The 17,745-nt window shown below is 71.5% G+C and carries 16 protein-coding genes; 15 read left to right on the top strand and 1 reads right to left on the bottom strand.

The features are described 5' to 3' along the window. Positions 1 to 151: 151 nt before the first annotated feature. Positions 152 to 706: a carbonic anhydrase gene (locus AB0I22_RS32155; RefSeq protein WP_363134511.1), complete on the bottom strand. Its 555-nt coding sequence runs from the start codon at positions 704 to 706 to the stop codon at positions 152 to 154. A gap of 383 nt (positions 707 to 1,089) precedes the next feature. Here AB0I22_RS32155 and rsmH point away from each other — a divergent pair, with 383 nt between their 5' ends. The 15 genes from rsmH (at position 1,090) to AB0I22_RS32080 (ending at position 17,689) form a co-directional block, all read left to right on the top strand. Continuing rightward, the gene (rsmH, locus tag AB0I22_RS32150) at positions 1,090 to 2,049 is read left to right on the top strand and encodes a 16S rRNA (cytosine(1402)-N(4))-methyltransferase RsmH (RefSeq protein ID WP_363134510.1); all 960 of its coding nucleotides are present in this window, start codon (positions 1,090 to 1,092) and stop codon (positions 2,047 to 2,049) included. Further along, positions 2,046 to 2,573, top strand: coding sequence for a septum formation initiator family protein (locus AB0I22_RS32145; protein ID WP_363134509.1), 528 nt, complete (start codon positions 2,046 to 2,048; stop codon positions 2,571 to 2,573). The genes rsmH and AB0I22_RS32145 overlap by 4 nt, the downstream gene beginning before the upstream one ends. Before the next feature lie 3 nt (positions 2,574 to 2,576). Next, a complete protein-coding gene (locus AB0I22_RS32140; protein ID WP_363134508.1) occupies positions 2,577 to 4,523 on the top strand; it encodes a penicillin-binding protein 2 in 1,947 nt (648 codons plus the stop codon). Between the two features lie 12 nt (positions 4,524 to 4,535). Then, a complete protein-coding gene (locus AB0I22_RS32135; RefSeq protein WP_363134507.1) occupies positions 4,536 to 6,236 on the top strand; it encodes a UDP-N-acetylmuramoyl-L-alanyl-D-glutamate--2,6-diaminopimelate ligase in 1,701 nt (566 codons plus the stop codon). Positions 6,237 to 6,301: 65 nt separating this feature from the next. Further along, positions 6,302 to 7,741 (top strand): UDP-N-acetylmuramoyl-tripeptide--D-alanyl-D-alanine ligase, encoded by a 1,440-nt coding sequence (murF, locus tag AB0I22_RS32130; RefSeq protein ID WP_363134506.1) that lies wholly within the window; start codon positions 6,302 to 6,304, stop codon positions 7,739 to 7,741. After that, the gene (gene mraY, locus AB0I22_RS32125) at positions 7,738 to 8,802 is read left to right on the top strand and encodes a phospho-N-acetylmuramoyl-pentapeptide-transferase (protein WP_363134505.1); all 1,065 of its coding nucleotides are present in this window, start codon (positions 7,738 to 7,740) and stop codon (positions 8,800 to 8,802) included. Before murF ends, mraY begins: the two co-directional genes overlap by 4 nt. Next, entirely contained in the window at positions 8,799 to 10,220 is a 1,422-nt protein-coding gene (gene murD / locus AB0I22_RS32120; protein ID WP_363134504.1) for a UDP-N-acetylmuramoyl-L-alanine--D-glutamate ligase, read from the top strand. The genes mraY and murD overlap by 4 nt, the downstream gene beginning before the upstream one ends. A 53-nt stretch (positions 10,221 to 10,273) precedes the next feature. Beyond that, complete coding sequence (ftsW, locus tag AB0I22_RS32115) at positions 10,274 to 11,665, top strand: putative lipid II flippase FtsW (protein ID WP_363134503.1); 1,392 nt, start codon at positions 10,274 to 10,276, stop codon at positions 11,663 to 11,665. A gap of 6 nt (positions 11,666 to 11,671) precedes the next feature. Next, a complete protein-coding gene (gene murG / locus AB0I22_RS32110) occupies positions 11,672 to 12,766 on the top strand; it encodes an undecaprenyldiphospho-muramoylpentapeptide beta-N-acetylglucosaminyltransferase (RefSeq protein ID WP_363134502.1) in 1,095 nt (364 codons plus the stop codon). A 31-nt stretch (positions 12,767 to 12,797) separates the two neighbouring features. Then, positions 12,798 to 13,670 carry an FtsQ-type POTRA domain-containing protein gene (locus tag AB0I22_RS32105; RefSeq protein ID WP_363134501.1) on the top strand — a complete coding sequence of 291 codons (873 nt, stop codon included), beginning with the start codon at positions 12,798 to 12,800 and terminating at the stop codon, positions 13,668 to 13,670. Positions 13,671 to 13,910: 240 nt separating this feature from the next. Continuing rightward, positions 13,911 to 15,143: a cell division protein FtsZ gene (gene ftsZ / locus AB0I22_RS32100; RefSeq protein WP_363134499.1), complete on the top strand. Its 1,233-nt coding sequence runs from the start codon at positions 13,911 to 13,913 to the stop codon at positions 15,141 to 15,143. Between the two features lie 10 nt (positions 15,144 to 15,153). Then, positions 15,154 to 15,882, top strand: coding sequence for a peptidoglycan editing factor PgeF (gene pgeF, locus AB0I22_RS32095; protein WP_363134498.1), 729 nt, complete (start codon positions 15,154 to 15,156; stop codon positions 15,880 to 15,882). A gap of 3 nt (positions 15,883 to 15,885) precedes the next feature. Continuing rightward, entirely contained in the window at positions 15,886 to 16,605 is a 720-nt protein-coding gene (locus tag AB0I22_RS32090) for a YggS family pyridoxal phosphate-dependent enzyme (protein WP_363134497.1), read from the top strand. 124 nt (positions 16,606 to 16,729) lie between these two features. Then, positions 16,730 to 17,332, top strand: coding sequence for a cell division protein SepF (gene sepF, locus AB0I22_RS32085; protein ID WP_363134495.1), 603 nt, complete (start codon positions 16,730 to 16,732; stop codon positions 17,330 to 17,332). Between the two features lie 72 nt (positions 17,333 to 17,404). Then, the gene (locus AB0I22_RS32080; RefSeq protein ID WP_363134494.1) at positions 17,405 to 17,689 is read left to right on the top strand and encodes a YggT family protein; all 285 of its coding nucleotides are present in this window, start codon (positions 17,405 to 17,407) and stop codon (positions 17,687 to 17,689) included. Positions 17,690 to 17,745 lie beyond the last annotated feature (56 nt).

The following is a 17,745-nucleotide window of genomic DNA, read 5'->3' as shown; positions in this document are numbered from 1 at the left end:
CCCACCCCTCATGCGCGGCCCCTGCGCTCCGCACCGGCGGAGCGCAGGGCCACGTACGTATTCTCGCCGTCCGGGCGGCGTCCCGTCACCGCCTGTGGATAACTCTCCGCCGCGGCCGGTTCCGCGGGCGGCCGGGCGGCCGTTCGCGGCCTCAGCCCTGCCCGTCGATCTCGCGGAGCAGACCCGTCGTCACATCGAAGACGAAGCCCCGGACATCCTCGGTGTGCGGCAGGAACGGCGAGGTGCGCACGCGCTGCATCGACTGCCGCACGTCGCTGTCGAGATCCTTGAACGCCTCCACCGCCCACGACGGGCGCTGACCGACCTCGTCCTCAAGATCATGCCGGAAGTCCTCGGTCAGACCCAGCAGGCCGCAGCCGGTGTGGTGGATCAGCACGACCGAGCGGGTGCCCAGCGCGCGCTGGCTGATCGTCAGGGAGCGGATGGTGTCGTCGGTGACCACACCGCCCGCGTTGCGGATGGTGTGGCAGTCGCCGAGCTCCAGGCCGAGCGCGGCGTGCAGGTCGAGGCGGGCGTCCATGCAGGCGACGACGGCGACCTTGAGGACCGGGCGGGCGTCCATGCCCGGGTCGCGGAAGGCGGCGGCGTAGCGTTCGTTGGCCTCGACCAGGCGGTCGGTGACTGTTCCTTCGGCGGGGGCGCCGCCATCGTGCTGGGGCGGCGGCTGAGACGCGGATATCGACATGTGTACGAAGGTAGCCCGCCGCAGGTCGTCCCGGCTCTGTACGGGTCGATAAACCCGTGTCGCACGGATGCCTGTGAGGTAACCCACATGGCCTATCGCCCCGCCGCCACGCGGGTGGGAGCGGTCGTCGCGGGCGGTCGCGGGACGCGCTGGCCGGTTGGTTGACCGAGGGGACGAGTGGACTAAAGTGGCGCGAAGTGGGAGGCGTGACGCTCCCCTTGGAACCGATTACTCCACGTGCGCGGGGCGTACGTACCGCTCGGCCTCCTCCCGCTCCGGTCGCCTGACGTCACTTCCCCGGCGCCAGACCGGCCGCTTCCCCTTCGAGCGGGCGGGGACCCGGCGGCACGCACGGACCCGCGCCGAACCCTTCAGAAGGGCGCATGGCCAGCGAAGCGCGACATGTTCCGGTGATGCTCCAGCGCTGTCTCGACGTGCTGGCGCCCGCACTCGCGGAGCCCGGAGCGGTCGTCGTCGACTGCACACTGGGCCTCGGCGGGCACAGCGAAGCACTGCTCTCCACCTTCCCCGCAGCCCGGCTCGTCGCCCTCGACCGGGACCCCGCGGCCCTCGAAATCGCAGGTGAGCGCCTTGCGCCGTACGGGGACCGCGCCACCCTCGTGCACGCCGTGTACGACGAGATCGGCGACGTGCTGGAACGGCTCGCCATCCCGCGCGTCCAGGGCGTCCTCTTCGACCTCGGCGTCTCCTCCATGCAGCTGGACGAGGCCGACCGCGGTTTCGCGTACGCGCAGGACGCGCCGCTGGACATGCGCATGGACCAGACGACGGGCATCGGCGCCGCCGAGGTCCTCAACACCTATCCGCCCGGCGAGCTGGTGCGGATCCTGCGCGCGTACGGCGAGGAGAAGCAGGCCAAGCGGATCGTCGGCGCGGTCGTCAGGGAGCGGGAGAAGGAGCCGTTCAGCAACAGCGCCCGCCTCGTCGACCTGATCCGCGAGGCGCTGCCGCAGGCGGCCAAGCGGACCGGCGGCAACCCCGCCAAGCGCACCTTCCAGGCGCTGCGCATCGAGGTCAACGGCGAACTGGCAAGCGTGGAGCAGGCCATTCCGGCAGCGGTGGGCGCGCTGGCCGTCGGCGGCCGGATCGCCGTCCTGTCGTACCAGTCGCTGGAGGACCGGATCGTCAAGCAGGTCTTCGCCGCCGGGGCCGCCAACACCGCGCCGCCCGGCCTGCCCGTCGTGCCCGAGCGCTACCAGCCCCGCCTCAAGCTGCTCACGCGCGGCGCGGAGCTGCCGGACGAGGAGGAGATCGCCGAGAACCGGCGTGCCGCCCCCGCCCGGCTGCGCGCCGCCCAGCGCATCCGCGAGGAAGCCCCGTGACGGCCGCCGCGCGACGCCCCGGCGGCCGGCTCGGCCGCCTGCTGCCCGCTGGGCCGGCGGGGGCGAAGCGGACGCCCTTCGTGCTGCTCGTCGTGGTGCTGCTCGGCTCCGGGCTGATCGGCCTCCTGGTGCTCAACTCCTCGCTCAACCAGGGCTCCTTCGAGCTCAGCAGGCTGGAGAAGCAGACCACCGAGCTGACGGACGAGCAGCAGTCGCTGCAACAGGACGTCGACAAGCTCTCCGCCCCCGACGCGCTGGACCGGCGCGCCCGGGAGCTGGGCATGGTGCCCGGCGGCAATCCGGCCTTCCTCGGCCCGGACGGCACGGTCCATGGCTCGCCGTCCCCGGCGCCGGAGGGGGACGAGCCCGTCTCGTACACGGTCCCGGTCCAGCCGCAGCCCCCGGCGCCCCTCCAGGCTCCTGCCGCCCCAGGCGCGCCCACAGCACCAGACGCCATCCCCGGCCACGACGCCGCGCCCCCGGCCCGTACGGACGTACAGGCCACCCCGACCCCCGGCAGGTGACGCGTGAGCGACCCCAAGGACCCCCGCCGCCGCGCCCCCGGCCCCCCGCGGCAGCGGCCCGCGGCCGCCCGGCCGAACGCCAAGCGGCCCGGCTCGCGCCCCACCCGCCCCCGCGGCGGACCCCAGTCCATCCGGCTCGGCAGCCCGCGCCCCCGGCTGCGGCTCGTCGGGCTCGCCATGGCCCTCGTCCTCCTCGCGTTCGTGGTCCGCCTCCTCCAGGTGCAGGCCGTCGACGCCAGCGCCTACGCCGCCAAGGCGAACGTCAACCGCTACATCCCGGTCACCCTGACCGCCGAGCGCGGCACGATCACCGACCGGGCCGGCGTGGACCTGGCGACCACCATCGACGCCTACGACGTCACGGCCGCCCCGGACCTGCTGACGCCGGACCGGGCCGAGATCCCCGACGCCGCGCGGCAGGCCGCCACGCTCCTCGCGCCCATCCTGGGCCAGCCGGAGAAAGACCTGGAGCACAAGCTCACGGCCAACCCCAAGTCCAAGTACGCGGTCCTCGCCCGCCAGCAGTCCCCGCAGGTCTGGAACCAGATCAAGGACCTCAAGGCCGCCCTCGCCGACAAGGCCGTGAAGACCAAGGGCACCAATGTCCTGGCCGGGGTCAACCGCGAACCGCACAGCAAACGCGTCTACCCCGGCGGAGACCTCGCCGCCGGGATACTGGGCTTCGTCAACACCGAGGGCAAGGGCGGCGGCGGAGTCGAGGCCAAGCTCGACAAGCAGCTCGCAGGCAAGAACGGCAAGCTCGTCTACGCCCAGTCGGGCGGCCGCCAGGTGCCCACCGCCGACGTCAAGGAGCAGCCCGCCGTGCCCGGCTCCGACGTGGAGCTGACCATCGACCGGGACATCCAGTGGGCGGCCCAGAGCGCCATCTCCAAGCAGGTGAAGAAGTCCAAGGCGGACCGCGGTTACGTCATAGTGCAGGACACCCGCACCGGCGAGATCCTGGCCATGGCCAACGCCCCGGGCTACAACCCCAACGACCTCGCGCACGCCAGCGCCTCCGCCATGGGCAACGCCGCCGTGGAGGACGCGTACGAGCCGGGCAGCGTCAGCAAGCTGATGACCATGTCGGCCGTGCTCAACGAGGGCGCCGCCACCCCGGGCACCAAGGTGGAGGTCCCCAACCGGCTGCCGCGCGCCGACCGGTCCTTCGCCGACGACATCGACCACGAGACCTGGCATCTGACCCTCAACGGCGTGCTCGCCAAGTCCAGCAACATCGGCACGATCCTCGCCAGCGAGCAGCTCGGCAAGAACCAGAAGCAGGCCAACGAGGTCCTCTACTCCTATTTGCACAAGTTCGGCATCGGACAGCCGACCGGGCTGGGCTTCCCCGGCGAGACCCCCGGCATCCTCGCCAAGCCGAAGGACTGGAGCGCCTCCCAGCAGTACACGATCCCCTTCGGCCAGGGGCTCTCCCTCAACGCCGTGCAGGGCGCGTCCGTGTACTCCACCATCGCCAACGGCGGGGAGCGCATCACCCCCACCCTCGTACGCGGCACCAAGGGCCCCGACGGCCGCTTCGAGCCGGCCCCGGCGCCCGAGAAGAACCGGGTGGTCAGCGAGAAGGCCGCCAAGACCCTGGCCACGATGCTCGAATCCGTCGTGGACGACCAGGGGGGCACCGGCGGCAAGGCGAAGATCCCCGGCTACCGCGTCGCGGGCAAGACCGGCACGTCCAACCGGGTGGATCCCAAGACCGGCCGCTACCACGGATATACGGCCTCGTTCGCCGGGTTCGCGCCGGCCGACCAGCCGAGGGTCACGGTCTACTGCGCCATCCAGAACCCCACCAAGGGCAGCTACTTCGGCGGCCAGATCTGCGGGCCGGTATACCAGCAGGTCATGCGGTTCGCGCTGAAGACGATGCAGGTGCCGCCGTCCGGAAAACAACCCCCTGGACTGCCCGTGACGTATGAGCCCGGTCAGTGAGCCGGACCGGCCGTGACGACCATCACCCCCGAGCCGGGGAACCGCGGCCCGGCGCGCCCCTCACTTCGCGGCGAAGCGGGTGCGCCCGGTACGCTCACCGCCGTGCCCCAAGCTGATCAGTTCCAAACCACCCAGAAGGACGCCCCCGAAACGTACCCGGGAGCGCCCCGCCCCACCCAGGTCCAACCCGTGTCCCTCGCGGAGCTGGCCGGTCAGCTGGGCGTCGCGGCCGAGGCGGACGCCCCGCGGGGCGCCGCGACCGGCATCACCCACGACTCGCGGGCGGTGCGACCCGGCGACGTCTACGCGGCCCTGCCCGGCGCGCGCTTCCACGGCGCGGACTTCGCGGCGCAGGCGGCGAGCCTCGGCGCGGTCGCCGTGCTGACCGACCCGACGGGCGCCGACCGCGCCGCCGCCACCGGTCTGCCGGTGCTCACCGTCGACAACCCGCGCGCACGGATGGGCGCACTGGCCGCCACGATCTACGGCGCGCCCGGCCGCGACCTGCTCCAGATCGGCATCACCGGCACCTCCGGCAAGACCACCACCGCGTATCTCATGGAGGGCGGCCTCAAGGCCGCCGCCGAGCGCGGCGACGGCGGACTCACCGGCCTGATCGGCACGGTGGAGACCCGCATCGGCGACGAGCGGATCAAGTCCGAGCGCACCACGCCCGAGGCCACCGACCTCCAGGCGCTCTTCGCCGTCATGCGCGAGCGCGGCGTCCGCTCGGTCGCCATGGAGGTCTCCAGCCACGCCCTGGTCCTCGGTCGCGTCGACGGCTGCGTCTTCGACGTCGCGGTCTTCAACAACCTGAGTCCGGAGCACATGGAGTTCCACTCGGGGATGGAGGACTACTTCCAGGCCAAGGCGCAGCTGTTCACCACGGCCCGCAGCCGCGTCGGCGTCGTCAACCTCGACGACGAGTACGGCCAGCGGCTCGCCCGCGGCGAGTCCGAGGTCCCGGTCACCACCTTCTCGGCCGAGGGCCACCCCGACGCCGACTGGCGGGCGGACGCGGTCGAGATCGGCCCGCACGGTTCGATCTTCACCGTGCTCGGCCCGGACGGTCAGCGGGTACGGGCCGCGTCGCCGCTGCCCGGCACGTTCAACGTCGCCAACGCGCTCGCCGCGATCACCACGCTCGCCGTCGCCGGGATCGACCCGCAGACCGCCGCCGACGGCGTCGCCGCCGTCCCCGGCGTACCCGGCCGGCTGGACCGGGTCGACGCCGGCCAGCCCTATCTCGCCGTCGTCGACTACGCGCACAAGACCGATGCCGTCGAATCGGTTCTGCGAGCCCTGCGCAAGGTCACCAAGGGGCGTATTCACGCCGTTCTCGGCTGCGGCGGCGACCGCGACCCGCACAAACGCGCCCCGATGGGCGCGGCGTTGGCCCGGCTCGCCGACACCGCCGTGCTGACCTCCGACAACCCCCGCTCCGAGGATCCCCTCGCGATCCTCGCCACCATGCTCGCGGGCGCCGCCGAGGTGCCCGCCCACGAGCGCGGCACCGTCCTCCTCGCGGAGGAGCGTGCCGACGCCATCGCAGCCGCCGTCGCCCGCGCCGACCCCGACGACACCGTTCTCATCCTGGGCAAGGGCCACGAGCAGGGCCAGGACATCGCCGGAGTGGTCCGCCCCTTCGACGACCGCCAGGTTCTGCGCGAGGCCATCGAAGCGGCCCCCAAGCACCGGATCAACCAGGGATGACAGACCGCCATGTGCGTACAACCCTCACCCCGGAAGCTCTCTCGAACGGCCGGGGGTGAATCGCGGTGATCGACCTGTCCCTCGCCGAGATCACCGCCATCGTCGGCGGGCAGCCGTACGACCTGCCGGACCCGGAGCAGCGGGTCACCGGACCGGTCGTGATCGACTCCCGCGACGTACGGCCGGGCGGGCTCTTCGCCGCCTTCGCCGGTGAGCACGTGGACGGCCACGATTACGCCGAGCGCGCCGTCGAGGCCGGCGCGGCGGTCGTACTGGCCGCCCGCCCCCTCGGGGGCGGTGACCGGGCCGTGCCGACGATCGTCGTCGACGACGTCGTCGCGGCCCTGGGCGCGCTCGCCCGGGCCGTCGCGCGGCGCCTCGGCGCCACGCTCGTCGCGCTCACCGGATCGGTCGGCAAGACCAGCACCAAGGACCTGATCGCCCAGCTCCTGGAGCGGATCGGCCCCACGGTGTGGACGCCCGGCTCGTTCAACAACGAGATCGGGCTGCCGCTCACCGCGCTGCGCGCCGACGCCGCGACCCGGCACCTCGTGCTGGAGATGGGCGCCCGGTCCATCGGCCACATCCGCTATCTGACGGAGCTGACCCCGCCGCGGGTCGGCGTCGTCCTCAACGTCGGCACCGCGCACATCGGCGAGTTCGGCGGCCGCGAGCAGATCGCCGAGGCCAAGGGCGAGCTGGTCGAGGCGCTGCCGACGGAGGCCGAGGGCGGCATCGCCGTGCTCAACGCCGACGACCCGCTGGTCCGCGCCATGGGCGCACGCACCAAGGCCCGTACGGTCCTCTTCGGCGAGGCGCAGGACGCGGACGTACGCGCCGAGGGCGTCCGGCTCACCGAGGACGGCAGGCCCGCCTTCACGCTTCACACACCCACCGGGTGCGGGCCCGTGACCATGCGGCTGTACGGTGAGCACCACGTGTCGAACGCGCTCGCCGCGGCCGCCGTCGCCCATGAGTTGGGCATGCCCGCAGACGAGATCGCCAGGGCGCTCTCCGAGGCGGGCCAGCTCTCCCGCTGGCGGATGGAGGTCACCGAGCGCGCGGACGGCGTGACGATCGTCAACGACGCCTACAACGCGAACCCCGAATCCATGCGAGCGGCACTGCGCGCGCTCGTCGCCATGGGCGGAGCCGCTTCGGCAGCGGGGGGCCGTACGTGGGCCGTACTCGGTCAGATGGCCGAGCTCGGCGAGGAGTCGCTCGCCGAGCACGACGCGGTCGGGCGGCTGGCCGTCCGGCTCAACGTCAGCAAGCTCGTGGCAGTCGGCGGCAGGGAAGCGGCCTGGCTGCGAATGGGCGCCTATAACGAGGGTTCGTGGGGTGAGGAGTCGGTGCACGTGTCCGACGCGCAGGCGGCGATCGACCTGTTGCGCAGAGAGCTGCGCCCGGGTGACGTCGTGCTGGTGAAGGCGTCCAGGTCGGTGGGGCTGGAGCGGCTGGGCGAGGCGTTGACGGCCGGCGAGGGCGAGGTCGCCGGGTCATGAAGCAGATCCTCTTCGCGGGAGTCATCGGTCTTCTGCTGACCCTCATCGGCACCCCGCTGCTGATCAAGTTCCTGGCCCGCAAGGGCTACGGCCAGTTCATCCGCGACGACGGGCCGCGCGAGCACCACAGCAAGCGCGGCACGCCCACCATGGGCGGCATCGCCTTCATCCTCGCCACGCTCATCGCGTACGCGCTGACGAAGGTCTTCACCGGGGGCGGGCCGACCCCCTCCGGCCTGCTGGTGCTGTTCCTCACGGCGGGCATGGGCCTGGTCGGCTTCCTGGACGACTACATCAAGATCGTCAAGCAGCGGAGCCTGGGCCTGCGGGCCAGGGCGAAGATGGCGGGCCAGCTGATCGTCGGCATCGCCTTCGCCGTCCTGGCGCTCCAGTTCCAGGACGCCCGCGGCGCGACCCCGGCCTCCACGAAGCTCTCCTTCGTGCAGGACTTCGGCTGGTCCATCGGCCCGGTGATCTTCGCGGTCTGGGCGCTGTTCATGATCCTCGCGATGTCGAACGGTGTGAACCTCACCGACGGCCTCGACGGCCTCGCCACCGGCGCCTCCGTGATGGTCTTCGGCGCGTACGTGTTCATCGGCGTCTGGCAGTACGGGCAGTCCTGCGCCAACCCGCTGACCGCGGGCGCCGCCTGCTACGAGGTCAGGGACCCGCTCGACCTCGCGGTCGTCGCCTCGGCCCTGATGGGCTCGTGCTTCGGCTTCCTGTGGTGGAACACCTCGCCCGCCAAGATCTTCATGGGCGACACCGGCTCCCTCGCGCTCGGCGGCGCGCTCGCCGGACTCGCGATCTGCTCCCGCACGGAGCTGCTCCTCGCCCTGCTGGGCGGCCTCTTCGTGCTGATCACCATGTCCGTGGTCATCCAGGTCGGCTCCTTCCGGCTCACCGGGAAGCGCGTCTTCCGCATGGCGCCACTCCAGCACCACTTCGAACTCAAGGGGTGGAGCGAAGTCCTTGTGGTGGTCCGCTTCTGGATCATCCAGGGGCTGTGCGTCGCCGTCGGACTCGGCCTCTTCTACGCCGGCTGGCTGGCCATCAAGTGAACTGGGACGGCAAGCGCATCACCGTCGCCGGCCTCGGCGTGAGCGGCGTCCCCGCCGCCCGCGCCCTGGCCGGCCTCGGCGCCCGGGTCACCGCGGTCAACGGCAGCGACGGCGAGCGCGAGCGCGCCCAGGCCGCCGAACTGGAGGCGCTGGGCGTCACCGTCCGCCTCGGCGACGGCGACACCCTCCCCGAGGGCACCGAGCTGGTGGTCACCACCCCCGGCTGGAAGCCCGCCAGTCCGCTCTTCGCGGCCGCCGAGCAGGCGGGCGTCCCCGTCTGGGGCGACGTCGAACTGGCCTGGCGGCTGCGCGGCCCGGACGCCGCCCCCTGGCTCGCCGTCACCGGCACCAACGGCAAGACGACCACCGTCCGGATGCTGGCGTCGATCCTGGAGGCGGCCGGGCTGCGGACCGCGGCCGTCGGCAACATCGGCGTCTCGCTCATCGACGTGGTCCTCTCCGACGAGCCGTACGACGTCCTCGCCGTCGAACTCTCCAGCTACCAGCTGCACTGGGCGCCGAGCGTACGGGCGCACTCCGCCACCGTCCTCAACCTCGCCCCCGACCACCTCGACTGGCACGGCTCCATGGCCGCGTACGCCGCCGACAAGGGCCGGATCTACGAGGGCAACGAGGTCGCCTGCGTCTACAATCTCGCCGACCCCGCCACCGAGGCGCTGGTCCGCGAGGCCGACGTGGTGGAGGGCTGCCGGGCCGTCGGCTTCACCCTGGGCACGCCCGCCCCCTCCCAGCTCGGCGTCGTCGACGGCATCCTCGTCGACCGGGCCTTCGTGACCAACCGTCAGCAGCAGGCCCAGGAGCTGGCCGAGGTCGCCGACGTCGACCCGCCCGCGCCGCACAACATCGCCAACGCCCTCGCCGCCGCGGCCCTCGCCCGCGCCTTCGGCGTCGAGCCCGCGGCCGTACGGGACGGGCTGCGGGCCTTCCGTCCCGACGCGCACCGCATCGAACACGTCGCGGACGTCGACGGCGTCGCCTACATCGACGACTCCAAGGCCACCAACACGCACGCCGCCGAGGCGTCGCTCGCGGCCTACGACCCGATCGTCTGGATCGCGGGCGGCCTCGCCAAGGGCGCCACCTTCGACGGCCTCGTCACCGCGGCGGCCGGCCGGCTGCGCGGCGTCGTCCTCATGGGCGCCGACCGCGCCCTGATCGGCGAAGCGCTCGCGCGACACGCCGCAGATGTCCCGGTTGTCGACCTCGACCGGACGGACACTGGTGCGATGGCGGCGGCCGTCCGCGAAGCGAAGCGGCTGGCCAGGCCGGGGGACACGGTCCTCATGGCGCCCGCGTGCGCCTCGATGGATATGTTCGCCAACTACAACGAGCGCGGCGACGCCTTCGCGGACGCGGTGCGCGCACTGGCCACGGGCCGGGACGCGACCGAGCGGTAGCCCGCGGGTCCCCGCGCGAGGACCGTGCGCGGGCACCCTGGAGGGGATACGAGATGAAGGCCGACCAGCCTGCCGCCAAGGCGCCGCGGGGGGCGGCGCGCGGCGGGGCGACACCCCGTACCGCGAGAGCCGCCGGCCCGCAGCGCCGGAGCCCGGCCGCCGGGGGCCCGCGCCCCCCGCGCCGGAGCGCGACGGGCGGCCTCAAGGGGCTGCCCACGCGGCTCAAGCGGGCGTGGGACCGGCCGCTGACCGCCTATTACCTCGTGCTCGGCGGCAGCCTGCTGATCATCGTGCTCGGCCTGGTGATGGTCTACTCGGCCTCCCAGATCAAGGCGCTGCAGTACGGCCAGGCGCCCACCTTCTTCTTCCGCAAGCAGCTGGTCGCGGCCGTCCTCGGCGGCGTGCTGATGGTGGTGGCCTGCCGCGCGCCGCTGCGGCTGCACCGCGCCTTCGCCTACCCGCTGCTGGCCGGCACCGTCTTCCTGCTCTGCCTGGTGCAGGTGCCCGGGATAGGCCAGACGATCAACGGCAACACCAACTGGCTCTCGCTCGGCGGCCCGTTCCAGCTCCAGCCCAGCGAGTTCGCCAAGCTCGCCCTCGTCCTGTGGGGCGCCGACCTGCTGGCCCGCAAGCAGGACAAGAAGCTGCTCACCCAGTGGAAGCACCTGCTGGTGCCGCTGGTGCCCGTAGCCTTCCTGCTGCTCGGCCTGATCATGCTCGGCGGCGACATGGGCACCTCGATCATCCTGACCGCCGTCCTCTTCGGCATGCTCTGGCTGGCGGGCGCCCCCACCCGGCTCTTCGCGGGCGTCCTCGGCGTCGCCGGGGCCCTCGCCGTGCTCGCCATCAAGACGAGCGCCAACCGGATGGGACGGCTGGCCTGCATCGGCGCGACCGACCCCGGCCCGCACGACCAGTGCTGGCAGGCGGTGCACGGAATCTACGCGCTGGCCAACGGCGGATGGTTCGGTTCCGGACTGGGCGCGAGTGTGGAAAAATGGGGTGAACTCCCCGAGCCGCACACGGACTTCATCTTCGCCATCACCGGCGAGGAACTGGGGCTGGCGGGGACGCTGTCGGTGCTCGCCCTCTTCGCGGCTCTAGGCTATGCGGGTATCCGCGTGGCCGGACGCACGGAGGACCCCTTCGTGAGGTATGCCGCGGGAGGCGTGACCACCTGGATCATGGCGCAGTTCATGGTCAACATCGGTGCGGTGCTCGGTCTGCTGCCGATCGCCGGAGTCCCGCTCCCGCTGTTCTCCTACGGAGGGTCCGCCCTGCTGCCGACCATGTTCGCCATCGGACTGCTGATCGCCTTCGCGCGCGAGCAGCCCGGTGCGCGAGCGGCGTTGGCCATGCGGCAGCCTGTCTTCAGCAAGAAGCGGGCTGGGGCGATGAAGACGATGAGACGGCGCGTCAAGAAGCGACCGTCCGGAGAGCGGTGAATTTCGGTGCATGTCGTACTCGCCGGTGGGGGGACCGCCGGCCACATCGAGCCCGCGCTCGCCCTCGCGGACGCCCTGCGGAGGCAGGACCCGACCGTGGGGATCACGGCGCTCGGCACGGAGAAGGGCCTGGAGACCCGGCTCGTGCCGGAGCGGGGCTACGAACTGGGGCTGATCCCCGCCGTGCCGCTGCCCCGCAAGCCGACCCCCGAGCTGATCACCGTCCCCGGGCGGCTGCGCGGCACCATCAAGGCGGCCGAGCAGATCCTGGAGCGGACCAAGGCCGACTGCGTGGTCGGGTTCGGCGGCTATGTGGCGCTGCCCGGCTATCTGGCCGCCAAGCGGCTCGGTGTGCCGATCATCGTCCATGAGGCCAACGCCCGCCCGGGCCTCGCCAACAAGATCGGCTCCCGCTACGCGGCGTCCGTCGCGGTCTCCACGCCCGACAGCAAGCTGCGCGGCGCCCGCTATGTCGGCATCCCGCTGCGCCGCTCCATCGCCACCCTGGACCGGGGCGCGGTCCGGGCCGAGGCGCGCGCCGCCTTCGGTCTCGACCCCAACCTGCCGACGCTGCTGGTCTCCGGCGGCTCGCAGGGCGCGCGGCGGCTGAACGAGGTCGTACAGGCGGTCGCGCCGGCGCTCCAGCGCTCGGGCATCCAGATCCTGCACGCGGTCGGCCCGAAGAATGAGCTGCCGTATGTCGACAACATGCCCGGTATGCCGCCCTATATCCCGCTACCGTACGTGGACCGGATGGACCTCGCGTACGCCGCGGCCGACATGATGCTCTGCCGCGCGGGCGCGATGACCGTCGCCGAGCTGTCCGCCGTCGGGCTGCCCGCCGTGTACGTACCGCTGCCCATCGGCAACGGCGAACAGCGGCTCAACGCCCAGCCGCTGGTCAAGGCGGGCGGCGGGCTGCTGATCGACGACGCCGAGCTGACCCCCGAGTGGGTGCAGGGCAATGTCCTGCCGGTGCTCGCCGACCCGCACCGGCTGTACGAGATGTCGCGGCACGCCGCGGAGTTCGGCCGCCGGGACGCCGACGAGCTGCTCGTCGGGATGGTGTACGAGGCGATCGCCGCACGCAGAACGGGCTGAACGGCCCGTAGGAGCAGGAGGCTAGGGGAGCGTGGCCGGACCGACGACCGCTCAGCGCGGTGACTCGAAGAGGGTTAAGTCAAAGCTTCGGCTTCAGACGAAGCTGGGACTCAAACCGAAATCGAGGCCGCAGCAGAAGCAGAAGTCGTCGGGGTCCGGCCCGCCCCGGCGCGGCGGCCGCCGGCTGCCGAGCCGCCGCACCCTGATCCTCTCCGCCGTCGCCGCCGTGCTGGTCGGCGGCGCCGCCGTCTGGGCGCTGTACGGTTCCGACTGGCTGCGCGCGACGCAGGTGAAGGTCGGCGGCACCGAGGTGCTGACCCGCGGTGAGGTGCGCGACGCGGCGCGCGTCCCGCTCGGCGCGCCCCTCGTCTCCGTGGACACGGACGCCGTCGCGGCACGGCTGCGGGCGAAGCTGCCGCGCATCGACACCGTGCGTGTCGAACGGTCCTGGCCGCACGGAATCAGCCTGAAAGTGACCGAGCGGCGGCCCGAAGCCCTCATCAAGCAGGGTGCGAAGTTCGTCGAAGTCGATGCCGGGGGCGTGCGTTTCGCCACAGTGGACAAGCCGCCGCGAGGTGTCCCATTTCTGGCGGTGGAACCCGGGAAGGCCAACGGGCCGACCGCGTCGAGCCTGCGGCGGTTCGGCCCGGACCGGCTCCGGAAGGAGGCCGTCCGGGTGGCGGCCGAGCTGCCCGCCGCGGTCCGCAAGGAGACCCGGACCATCCGCGTACGCTCGTACGACTCCATCACCCTGGAGCTGACGGGTGATCGGGAGGTCGTGTGGGGGAGTGGTGAGCGGGGGGCGGAGAAGGCCCGGACGCTCACCGCGCTGATGAAAGCGGCCCATGGAGCGGACCATTTCGACGTAAGTGCCCCCAGCTCGCCCGCGGTGTCCGGAAGTTGACGCACATCGCAGCAGGCCAGCACCCTGGTTGGCTAGGGCTATGGGTGATCACATAGGGTGAAAAGAAAAACGGGAGGTTCGGCGTGTTCATTGAACGTGCGCCACTTGTCGACTTAGTGTCCTGTTCGGAGAACCCACGGAACAGTGACACCGGTAACCCTAAACTTCAACGTTAGGGTTCGGGTCGGCATTCAGAACCGTCCCCCAGGCATACGTAACTCGAGGCGAGAGGCCTTCGACGTGGCAGCACCGCAGAACTACCTCGCAGTCATCAAGGTCGTCGGAATCGGCGGCGGTGGCGTGAACGCCATCAACCGGATGATCGAGGTCGGTCTCAAGGGCGTCGAGTTCATCGCGATCAACACCGATGCGCAGGCCCTGCTGATGAGCGACGCCGACGTCAAGCTCGACGTCGGCCGGGAGCTCACCCGCGGCCTCGGCGCCGGCGCCAACCCCGACGTCGGCCGCAAGGCGGCCGAGGACCACCGCGAGGAGATCGAGGAGGTCCTCAAGGGGGCCGACATGGTCTTCGTCACCGCGGGTGAGGGTGGCGGCACCGGCACGGGCGGCGCGCCCGTCGTCGCCGACATCGCCCGCTCGCTGGGCGCCCTGACGATCGGTGTGGTCACCCGGCCGTTCACCTTCGAGGGCCGCCGGCGCGCCAACCAGGCCGAGGACGGCATCGCCGGCCTGCGGGAGAACGTCGACACCCTGATCGTCATCCCCAACGACCGGCTGCTGTCGATCTCGGACCGCCAGGTGAGCGTGCTCGACGCGTTCAAGTCCGCGGACCAGGTACTGCTCTCCGGCGTCCAGGGCATCACCGACCTCATCACCACCCCGGGCCTGATCAACCTCGACTTCGCGGACGTCAAGTCCGTCATGTCCGAGGCCGGCTCGGCCCTCATGGGCATCGGCTCGGCGCGCGGCGACGACCGCGCGGTGGCCGCCGCCGAAATGGCCATCTCCTCCCCGCTGCTGGAGGCGTCCATCGACGGCGCCCGCGGGGTGCTGCTCTCCATCTCCGGCGGCAGCGACCTCGGCCTCTTCGAGATCAACGAGGCCGCGCAGTTGGTGAGCGAGGCGGCGCACCCCGAGGCCAACATCATCTTCGGCGCGGTCATCGACGACGCGCTCGGCGACGAGGTCCGCGTCACCGTCATCGCGGCGGGCTTCGACGGCGGCCAGCCGCCGCCGAAGGGCAACCGCGAGAAGGTGCTCGGCTCCACCTACGGCAGCCGGGAGGAGGGCGCTCCCGCCCCGGCCCCGAGCCGCCCGGCCGAGCCGGCCCGCCCGTCCTTCGGGGGCCTCGGCAGCGTGACGGCCCCGCGCGAGGAGGAGCCTGCCCAGGCCGACCCGACCCCGGTCTCCGAGGTCCCGCCGCCCCCGATCAGTTCGCCGCAGGTCCCGCCGGCCCGTCCGTACCAGGACAGCACGGCCGAGGAACTGGACGTTCCCGACTTCCTCAAGTGAACTGCCTGAAGTGATAGGGCAACAGCACGACGACAGCGGCGCGCACTTCGCTTTCACCGACCGGTGGGGCGGGGTGAGCGCCGCTCCGTATGACACGCTCAACCTCGGCGGCGCGGTCGGCGACGACCCCGCGGCCGTACGGGCCAACCGCTCGCTGGCCGCCGGCGCGCTGGGCCTCGACCCGGCGGCGGTCGTCTGGATGAACCAGGTGCACGGCCGCGACGTGGCCGTGGTCGACGGGCCATGGGACGCCGAACCTCCTGCCGTGGACGCGGTGGTGACCACCCGTCGCTCCCTCGCGCTCGCCGTCCTGACCGCCGACTGCGCTCCGGTGCTGCTCGCCGACCCCTACGCCGGGGTCGCGGGCGCCGCGCACGCGGGGCGGCCGGGGCTGGTGGCCGGGGTGGTGCCGGCGCTCGTGGCGGAGATGGTCCGGCAGGGCGCCGAGCCCGCGCGGATCGTCGGCCACCTCGGGCCCTCGGTGTGCGGCCGCTGCTACGAGGTGCCGGAGGCGATGCGCGCCGAGGTCGCCGAGGACGTGCCCGAGGCGTGGTCCACCACCTCGTGGTCGACCCCGGCCGTGGATGTGACGGCGGGCGTACGCGCTCAACTCGCCCGCCTCGGTGTCGACATCAGCGTTCGGTCGAACGTCTGTACGTTGGAGTCGGCGGACCACTTCTCCTACCGGCGCGAGCGCACGACCGGGCGGCTCGCGAGCTATGTCTGGTTGGACGGCTGAGCTGTGACGGATCGTAGGAATGAACTGGCCGAGAACCTGGCACGGGTGGAGGAACGTATCTCCGCCGCCTGTGCCGCCGCCGGCCGCAAGCGTGAAGAAGTGACCCTCATCGTGGTCACCAAGACCTACCCGGCGAGCGACGTTCGGCTGCTCGCGGAGCTGGGGGTGCGTCACGTCGCGGAGAACCGCGACCAGGACGCCGCGCCCAAGGCCGCGGAATCTGCCGATCTGCCCCTCAACTGGCACTTTGTGGGTCAATTGCAGACGAACAAGGTACGGTCTGTGGTGAGTTACGCCGATGTGGTGCAGTCCGTCGACCGGCCCAAGCTGGTCTCGGCACTCTCCGCCGGGGCGGTGCGGGCCGGCCGGGAGGTCGGCGTGCTCGTCCAGGTGGCCCTCGACGCGGAGTCGGGCGAGCGCGGGGAGCGCGGCGGGATCGCGCCGGACGGCGTCGAGGCGCTGGCGGACGCCGTCGCGGCGGCCGAAGGGCTCCGGCTGGACGGGGTCATGACGGTGGCTCCGCTGGCCGGAACGTATGCCGGCAGGCAGCGCGCGGCGTTCGAGCGGTTGACGGAAATCGCAACGGGCCTGCGCATATCTCATCCGGCTGCGAACATGGTGTCGGCAGGTATGAGCGCGGACCTTGAGGACGCAGTGGCGGCGGGGGCGACACATGTACGCGTCGGCACTGCGGTACTCGGAGTCCGACCCAGGCTCAGGTAACGTCGCCAAGCAGGTCGGACCACAGCACAAAATATGGTCATTTCCGCCAAAGGGCGGGCAGGCCGAGTGGATCCAGGGCGACCGGTGACGGAGCCGATCCACCACAGAGCGGAGGATGCGGAGCATGGCCGGCGCGATGCGCAAGATGGCGGTCTACCTCGGCCTCGTGGAGGACGATGGGTACGACGGCCCGGGGTTCGACCCCGATGACGAGTTCGAACCAGAGCCGGAGCCCGACCGGGCTCGAAGGCAACAGCAGCCCCAACAGACGCAACAGGACGAACCGGTGCGAGTCGCGCACCCGCCGGCGCAGCGGGAGCCTGCTCCGCTCGTAGCGGAAAGCGGACGACCCGCGCGAATCGCCCCCGTGGCGTCCATCACACCCGAACGTCAGTCTCTGGAGAAGAACGCACCGGTGATCATGCCCAAGGTTGTGTCCGAGCGGGAGCCGTACCGCATCACCACACTGCACCCGCGGACCTACAACGAGGCCCGTACCATCGGGGAACACTTCCGCGAGGGCACTCCGGTGATCATGAACCTGACCGAGATGGACGACACGGACGCGAAGCGACTTGTCGACTTTGCCGCCGGTCTGGTCTTCGGACTGCACGGCAGCATCGAGCGGGTGACGCAGAAGGTGTTCCTGCTGTCTCCTGCTAACGTCGATGTCACGGCGGAGGACAAGGCCCGCATCGCAGAGGGCGGGTTCTTCAACCAGAGCTGAGACGCAACACCGGCAAGACCGTGAGTAACGGCCAACTGGCCTGGTACGAGCAAGGGGAGAGGGACGCGCGAGATGGGCATCGCACTACAGGTGGTCTACATCGCGCTGTATTGCTTCCTCATCGTGCTGATCTTCCGGCTGGTGATGGACTACGTCTTCCAGTTCGCCCGCTCATGGCAACCCGGCAAGGCGATGGTGGTCGTTCTGGAGGCCACCTACACTGTCACTGATCCGCCACTCAAGCTTCTGCGGCGGTTCATTCCGCCGCTGCGTCTCGGGGGCGTGGCGCTCGACCTGTCCTTCTTCGTACTGATGATCATCGTCTACATCCTGATCACCGCGGTGAGCTGGGTGTGAGCGCGATGTCACATACGTTCTTGCCGATTGCCGACGACTACGTTGAGGTGAAGAAG

Origin of the sequence: Streptomyces sp. NPDC050610 (assembly GCF_040654875.1) — a bacterium.
Taxonomy (GTDB): domain Bacteria; phylum Actinomycetota; class Actinomycetes; order Streptomycetales; family Streptomycetaceae; genus Streptomyces.
This window is presented reverse-complemented; position numbering and strand designations above follow the sequence as displayed.